This window comes from Nostoc sp., assembly GCF_036917355.1.
Taxonomy (GTDB): domain Bacteria; phylum Cyanobacteriota; class Cyanobacteriia; order Cyanobacteriales; family Nostocaceae; genus Nostoc.
Genome location: NZ_JBALDP010000096.1, coordinates 1 through 8,108, shown reverse-complemented (window position 1 = coordinate 8,108; position 8,108 = coordinate 1). Strand labels below are relative to the sequence as shown.

The 8,108-nt window shown below is 39.6% G+C and carries 7 protein-coding genes; all 7 read left to right on the top strand.

Going from position 1 to position 8,108, the window contains the following annotated elements:
- Window positions 1–126 precede the first annotated feature (126 nt).
- Complete coding sequence (locus tag V7K53_RS29040) at window positions 127–528, top strand: hypothetical protein (protein ID WP_335200919.1); 402 nt, start codon at window positions 127–129, stop codon at window positions 526–528.
- A gap of 200 nt (window positions 529–728) precedes the next feature.
- Entirely contained in the window at window positions 729–1,376 is a 648-nt protein-coding gene (locus V7K53_RS29035; protein ID WP_335200918.1) for a histidine phosphatase family protein, read from the top strand.
- 84 nt (window positions 1,377–1,460) lie between these two features.
- The gene (locus tag V7K53_RS29030) at window positions 1,461–2,486 is read left to right on the top strand and encodes a glucokinase (protein ID WP_335200917.1); all 1,026 of its coding nucleotides are present in this window, start codon (window positions 1,461–1,463) and stop codon (window positions 2,484–2,486) included.
- Window positions 2,487–2,531: 45 nt separating this feature from the next.
- Window positions 2,532–3,134: a hypothetical protein gene (locus tag V7K53_RS29025; protein WP_335200916.1), complete on the top strand. Its 603-nt coding sequence runs from the start codon at window positions 2,532–2,534 to the stop codon at window positions 3,132–3,134.
- A gap of 716 nt (window positions 3,135–3,850) precedes the next feature.
- Complete coding sequence (locus V7K53_RS29020) at window positions 3,851–4,234, top strand: fasciclin domain-containing protein (protein ID WP_335200914.1); 384 nt, start codon at window positions 3,851–3,853, stop codon at window positions 4,232–4,234.
- Window positions 4,235–4,613: 379 nt separating this feature from the next.
- Window positions 4,614–7,073, top strand: a complete 2,460-nt coding sequence (locus tag V7K53_RS29015) for an NACHT domain-containing protein (RefSeq protein WP_335200913.1) — start codon at window positions 4,614–4,616, stop codon at window positions 7,071–7,073.
- 293 nt (window positions 7,074–7,366) lie between these two features.
- Window positions 7,367–7,822: a response regulator gene (locus V7K53_RS29010; RefSeq protein WP_335200912.1), complete on the top strand. Its 456-nt coding sequence runs from the start codon at window positions 7,367–7,369 to the stop codon at window positions 7,820–7,822.
- Window positions 7,823–8,108 lie beyond the last annotated feature (286 nt).

Genomic DNA, 8,108 nt, shown 5'->3' with positions numbered 1-8,108 from the left:
TGCGATTTCAATCTCAAAAGGACGGCTCATGAGTATTCAAATTTATCAAGTTTGCTTCCCTCTATTATATGCAGCTTCATATTAAATTGGTATTACCCAGTTAAAATTTTAAACGATACATGATTGTTGAGCGATCGCATAAGTAGAGCAAGGATTTGGACAGATTGGCAAGGCAATGCTTTGTTAGAGGGATATGTACCAATTGGAATTGGTGTAAAGATGAATTTATCCAAAAAGACACTTTCAAATAGAGTAAAAATCATGAATGAAATAGTAGCAAATAAAAATTCAACTTATCGAACAAATAAATATTTTAGTCAATATTCTAAGGATAGAAGCAGAATAACTAGGAAACTTAATAACTCAGAACCTTTAACATACGAGGAGAGGCAATTACTAGAAATTGATGCAAATGAATTTACTCTTGTTATCGGTGGTGGAAGACTTAATACATATAAATTTGATCGCTATGATTCTCTAAATGGATTAGTTGAGGTAGCTTTAGAAAAATGGCTAAAAAGGCTTTAAGCAAAGTCGATATTGCTTTAGAAGAATGGCTAAAAAGGCTTTAAGAAAAGCTACATTAACAGAACTAATAAGTTTTTCTAATCAAAAGTATTATTAAATATTATTACAATTTTTGTCTTATATTAATATTTGCAGGCCTCCTTGCAGATATCTATATATTTGTTTAGCGGCGAATTCTATTCACCGGAATCATTAAACCCATGAGTCAAATAGTCTGGATAGCAAGACACGCTAACCGCCTCGATTTCGTAAACCCCGATTGGTTTCTTACCGCCGAACGACGCTACGATCCGCCCTTGTCTGATGATGGTATGGTGCAGGCACAGCAGCTAGCTAAACGATTGAAAAAAGAAAAGATTGGACATATTTTCGCTTCTCCTTTCCTGCGAACCGTACAAACAGCAAACGCAGTTGCAGAAATGCTCAACTTGCCGATCAAACTCGAAACAGGTTTGAGTGAATGGCTAAATCCAGTTTGGATGACAGAAGAACCCGAAAGACTCTCAACTCCAGCCTTAGCAAAGTTATTTCCCAGAATTGACAGCAGCTATACTTCGCGCATTGCCGCAAAATTTCCTGAAACTCACGAAAAAGTGCGAGAACGTTCTGGGCAAACTGCTAGATGTTTAGCTACTGAGTTCTTCCCAGAGGATATCCTGCTAGTAGCACATGGTGCATCTGTGTTAGGCGGAGCAATGGGACTAGTGGGGGAAATTGCCAAAACAGAAGTCAAAGCTTCTTTATGTTCTCTGGTAAAAGTGGTACGCCAAGACCCAGAATGGTTATTAGAACTAACGGGAGATACTTCCCATTTAACCCACATAGAAGAAGTTATTCGATTTGCTTAAACCTTTGATAGAGATTTGCGTTCATGGCTTCTGGTACGTTGGGTATATCCTACAAAAAAAGTAATTAATTCGCGAATAAATTTTATGACTTTATTACTAGCAGGAGACATCGGCGGGACGAAAACTATTCTGCAATTGGTTGAAAAATCAGATTCGCCAGCTTTACATACTATTTATCAGGAAAGTTACCACAGTGCTGATTTTCCCGATTTAGTACCCATAGTGCAGCAGTTTTTGCTCAAAGCTAATACACCAATACCAGAAAAAGCTTGTTTTGCGATCGCAGGCCCCATTGTCAAAAATACTGCCAAACTGACCAATTTAGCCTGGTTCCTGGATACCGAACGTCTACAAGAAGAATTGGATATCCCACAAATTTCTTTGATTAACGACTTCGCCGCCATAGGCTATGGCATTTCAGGTTTACAAAAACAAGACTTGCACACGTTGCAAGTTGGCAAATCTCAACCCGAAGCCCCGATTGCAATTATTGGTGCTGGTACTGGTTTAGGGCAAGGATTTTTAATTAAACAAGGAAACGACTATCAAGTTTTTTCTTCAGAAGGTGGACACGCTGACTTTGCCCCTCGAAACGAGATCGAGTTTCAACTGTTAAAATACCTGCTGGGTAAGCATGATATCCAGCGCATTTCTGTAGAACGCGTGGTTTCTGGAATGGGAATTGTAGCAATTTACCAATTTCTGCGCGATCGCAAATTTGCCGCCGAATCACCAGATATTGCCCAAGTCGTCAGAACTTGGGAACAAGAAGCCGGACAAGAAGAGAAAAGTGTCGATCCCGGTGCTGTCATTGGTACGGCTGCACTAGAAAAACGCGATCGCCTCTCGGAACAAACTTTGCAATTATTTATAGAAGCTTACGGTGCAGAAGCTGGCAATCTTGCCCTGAAACTTCTACCTTACGGTGGCTTATACATTGCTGGTGGAATTGCGCCCAAAATCCTGCCCTTAATCCAAAATAGTGGTTTCTTATTAAATTTCACCCAAAAAGGTAGAATGCGCCGCCTCCTCGAAGAGATCCCGGTGTATGTTATCCTCAACTCGCAAGTCGGCCTAATTGGTGCTGCTTTATGTGCTGCTAGGTTATAACAGCTGGCATCATCAGTGAGATCGGCATCTCAAAGGGCAAAAAATATGACAGTTAAAAGTCTGTTACCACTAATAGCCGCCACGATAGTCTGTGGTGGCTCTGTTCTTGTGGAAGCGCGTCAACCCAAATCTCCGGTAGCTGTTGTCAAACCAAAGGTTTCTCAACCCGTGCAGCCAAAATGGAAGTTATTCACCCCTCCAGATGGACGTTTTACAATTTTGATGCCGGGAAACCCCAGCAGAAATACCGAATCCCAAAAAACTTACATGGGGGAAATTACCTTAGAAATATTTGCCGCTCAACCACCAAAACAGCAAGTAGCATACATAGTTGCTTACAATGATTTTCCTTATAGTTACGGTCAAATGGCCGATCCTCAAGCTGTACTTAATAATGCACGGGATATGGCTTTAAAGACTACGAAAAGTAATTTAATTAGTCAACGAAACATTCGTAGTTATAATAATCATCCCGGTAAAGAAATTCAGTACATCAATTCTGGAGGGAAAATTACTATAAGTAGAATGTATGTTGCCGAAGGAAGACTATATCAAGTAATGGCAATCACTACAAAAAAACAGCAAAAGACATTAGCTAAAACTATTACTGGGTATTTAAATTCTTTCAATGTAGTTTTGAAAAAGTGAGATAAATAAAACTTCTACTATATTAGCCTTGTAATGAATTGCAGGGCTAATATAGCGTTTTATAGTAATATAAAGAACATCAGAAAAAGCTCCTAGCTTGCGGCGAAGAGGAGGTTAGGACAATACGGTTTAGTTAATGTTTTTTGATGAAAATTTAAATCGCTAAAGATGCGATAAATCGCCGTCAAGACGAAAGACTGATTATTGTAGAGACGGCGATTCATCGCGTCTCTTGCCTTAACCGAACAGTATTCAGGGTTGGGGATGGTGTTAATCCCTCTTTTATCACTTTCGGGAGAGAATAATCTGGAGTGCTTACAGCATAAGGCTTTTACAAAAAAACCATGATTTAAGCTATTGTGTTAGAAAATAAACGCTCAAATGCCTGTTCTATCTACAGTTCAAAATTAGGCTTTGATTTTTCTTTTCCCAGAGTGACAAAACAGGGATAATTTATGCAAGAGGTATAGCGTAGAGTATATTATGGCTTTCGCAATCCACCACAAACCTAAGAAAAATTTTGGATTGTCGCTAACAATATTTTCCCATTGACTCCAAACTTCTAATTCTTAAATTCTGCTGTCTTTTAATTATTTATTTTTTTACTCATCTTATACAACTTATACGCTAATAAACCGTTTACTCAAACACAATTTCTAACATTAATATGTCATGCTAGAAATAATTAGCAAATTACACATTATTAAGTTAAATAAATGATTGATGCTATTGATACTGACGTTACCGCTAGTTCTTTTAGCACCTTGGTTGATGCAATCAAGGCTGCTAACTTGATAGACACTCTCAAAGGTGTTGATTCGTTTATTGCCTCTGCATCCACAGATCAAGCTTTTGCAAAGCTTCCAGTAGGTACTGTAGAGAGATTGCTTCAAAATATTAATAAGATCCAGGAACTCCTGACCTATCACGTCGTTTCCGGCAAGGTGATGCCCATAAAGCCAATTGAAGGTTCAAATTTTAAAATTGACCCTTTCCATAATGTCAATTTAGATAGTGCCTCAGAGCCTCAAAATCCAATGCTGTTGATGATAACGGTGTCATCTACATCATTGTTGATTCCTCAGACAGCAAACATATAGATAGCTAATAACGTGTGTAGTCTAGATATGTTTGAAGCAACTCAACTAAGTCAAATGTTATACCTATCTCTAAACCTCTCTCCTAAAAAAAGAGAGGTTCGTTTTATATTTTTAAGGTTGTTTCATTTAGTAAATAATTTAACAATTTATGCTTTGATAATGAAACATTGTTTGAATTTAGATATTGGTAAAGGTTAAAATGTATAAGCTAAACGTATAACGTTTGAATTTGTGACAAAAATTTAAAAACTTGAGAGTATTTCTTGAATTTTGTATAACTTTAAACGAGTAAAATGTTAACTATCACAGAGAAAGCTATAAGATTGCAGATATTAATAAAAGTTAAAGTTCATGATTTGAGGAGCAGGGTTTTTGTCCTATGGTCAAGCGATCGCTCCAAGCATCACTTACTGGAATTCAAGAGGCTAAAAGGGCATTTGCTCTCAAGGGGTGGACACAAGACAATCTAGCCGCAGAAGTCAATCTCAAGACTAGACAACCGATTTGGCGGTTTTTTAGTGGTCGTCCGGTTGAGCGTCATACTTTTATTGAGATTTGCTTAGTTTTGGAACTGAATTGGCGGGAGATTGCTACCAATCCTCCGGCAGAATTCCGTGAACTAGAAGAATACACCGAACCTGCTGTGCTGGATATTGATGCATTAGTGCAACAAGTGCGATGTCTACGACGGGCTACGCCTACGCAACGCTTCGACAAAATTCAAGACCAGTGTGGTACTTTGCAGTTATTGGATATTAGCCGTCCCGTTGCGATCGATGACATATATATAGATTTGAATATTTTGCAGGAAATTGCCAGTCAACAGTGGTTAGAAATCACCGAACTGCAAAAACTCGATCCCAAAGAATTTGACCGTTTTGGCTTAGGTGAAATTAACTTGAACCAGATACCTGGTACACAAGCAGTTGAAACATACTCCAAGCTCAGGGTGCTAGGCAAACCAGGAGTAGGTAAAACCACCTTTTTGCAACATCTCGCCATTCAGTGTAACCAAAGCGCATTTGTGTCAAATCATGTGCCAATATTTATCACACTGAGAAACTTTGCCCAAGAGTCTAAGATTACCAACGACTTCAGCTTATTAAAGTACATTCGCCAGGAGTTTATTACATCTGGAATTTCCGATCCCTCAGTCATCGAAACCTTGCTTAATGCAGGCAGAGTGTTATTGTTGCTTGATGGTATGGACGAAATTCTTAACCAACAAAGCAATACTGTCTTAAGCGAAATTCGCAGATTTTCAGATAAATATCACAGAAATCAGTTAGTGGCAACCTGTCGAACAGCATCTCAAAGATTTAGACTCCGAGGCTTTACCGATGTTGAAATTGCCCCATTTACCTCAGAACAAATTCAAGCCTTTGCTGAAAAATGGTTTGTAGCCTTTAGTAAGACCAACACTCAAGATGGTCAGACCCAATCCGCTGAGTTTATTCAGAAGCTAGACCTAGCTGAAAACTGGCAATTTCGCCAACTCGTCGTCACACCCCTATTTCTGCATCTTGCCTGCTGGGTGTTTCACGGTCAAGAAAAATTTCCGACTAAGCGGACTGACTTTTATAAGCAAGGTTTAGACCTTCTATTAGGTAAATGGGATGAAGCCAAAGGTATAGAACGGGATGATGTTTATCGAGGGTTTTTATTACCACAAAAGCTTAAGTTATTGAGTCAGATTGCAGCAGCGACATTTCAGGATGGTCAGTACTTTTTCGAGCAACGCATCGTTGAGCAATATATTGGTGACTATATTCAGAATCTGACCAACGTGCCAATGGATGCAGAGGAACTGCAAGTAGAAAGTGAAGCGGCATTGAAAGCAATCGAAGCTCAACATGGGCTACTGGCAGAACGGGCGCGGGGAATTTTTTCTTTCTCCTATCTGGCCTTTCAAGAATACTTCACAGCCAGGAAAATCGTTGCCAGCCATAACTTACAGGCATTTGAGCAAGCGCTGTCTGGTCTGGTCAGTCATATCACTGACCCCCACTGGCGCGAAATCTTCTTGTTAACCGCTACCATGCTTCGGAGTGCAGACTCTTTAGTACAGTTGATGAAGCAACAGATTGATGCACTGGTTGCCCAAGACCCTTATTTACAAGAGTTTTTGGCATGGGCTAGCCAAAAATCTCGCAGTATTCCCAGCCAAGCAAAAGATGCGACAGTTCGAGCATTTTATTTGGCCTTGAGTCGCACTCCTCACGTAGCTCCTCACTTTATTCTAGCTAGTACCCTCGACCAAGGGATGTTTCTGGATGCGGCATTAGATGACCTGTTGCTGGAGTGTGCAATTGATGAGAGCCAGGACTTCGCCCATATCCACGCCTGTGGAGATGCTCTCTCGACTATTCTGGGTATTGTTCTGGATGTTGGACTTTATAAATCTCTGCAACAACTCTCTGACCAATTACCCAATTCTCGTCAAAGTCAAGAACGGTTTCGGCTATGGTGGCAGACGAACTATTCAACCTGGGCTGAACAGTTAAAGACAACGGTGATTAATTATCGAAACATTAACCACCAGTGGGAGTTTAGCATTAGACCTCTTGCAAAAGTGCTTTTTGCAAGAGAGGGGAAAAGGGTAAAGGTTAAAGGGGAAGAGGGCAATACAGAACCTTTTCCCCTTCCCCCTTCCCCCTTTCCCGACTTATGCAAGAAGTCTATTGAACAACAGCAAGTGTTACAACGTTATTATGATGCTAATCAGTTACTACTCGATTGCCTGCATAGCAATTGTGAAGTAACCCCTGCTATCAGGCAAGAAATTGAAGCCACATTATTATTGCCTCAGAAGGAACTTGAGGACAGGGAATGGGAATAGTTTTATTGATTAATTGTTTACAGCTATTTTCAGTTCATTGAACCACAGATTTTTGGAGGTAGCATACAGCGCCCTTTTTTGAAAAGTTTTTCTACGTTTTATGTCGTAGTTAATCAATTCATTTAGGAAATCAAACAACACCTGCTCATAGTATAAGAACAGAACCTAGTAATCTTAACCATTAAATGGTTCTCTGCTACTTTTTATTTGACCTATCTGGTTGTCTCATCACCTTAAGACTACGGATTTTTCAGATCGCTTTGCCTTTCAAGTCTTAAATCGCAGGTCTTATTATGAATTTAATCAATGACTTTTGCTTGGCAGTTGGGATACTCAAAGGTGTACAAGTACTTGTTGTAGACAACGATCGCGATAGTAGAGATTTGTATGCTTTTTTACTGGAAGACATGAGCGCAAATGTGATTACCGCTGGTTCCATAAAGGAAGCTTTAGAAATCCTGGGTTGGTTCACGCCCAACATTATTGTCAGTGAAATTAGGTTTTTAGGTGAAAGTATTTATACATTGCTAAATACATTGAATGCTATAGAGGCAGACAATGGTAAGCATATCCCAATCATTGTGACTTCAACATCTACCACAGGTACTTGTGACCAAATTCCAGATGTAGACTTTGAAGAATATTTACTTAAGCCATTCGACCTAGACGAATTTGTTTCTATGATTGTGAATCAAGTACAGGAAAAAGCGGTGGAAAATTTTTGCACTGAGCTACTAGTTGCAAACTAGTAGGTAAGTTTAAGTATCTGCGTTGTTTAACTGCCCAGAAATAAATTTCTAGACTGCATAGCTAAAACCCTTGTTCAGAGTACAAATGTAGGTTAGACACAGCCTACAATATAAGCACATGGGTTTGAGCGAATGAGAAGCTGTGCCCAGACAAATTACAAATATACTTATTCATCCACCTTTGAACTCCGTTCATCCACCTCAGAACTCCGTTCATCCACCTTTGAACTCCGTTCATCCACCTTTGAACTCCGTTCATCCACCTTTGAACTCCGTTCATCCACCT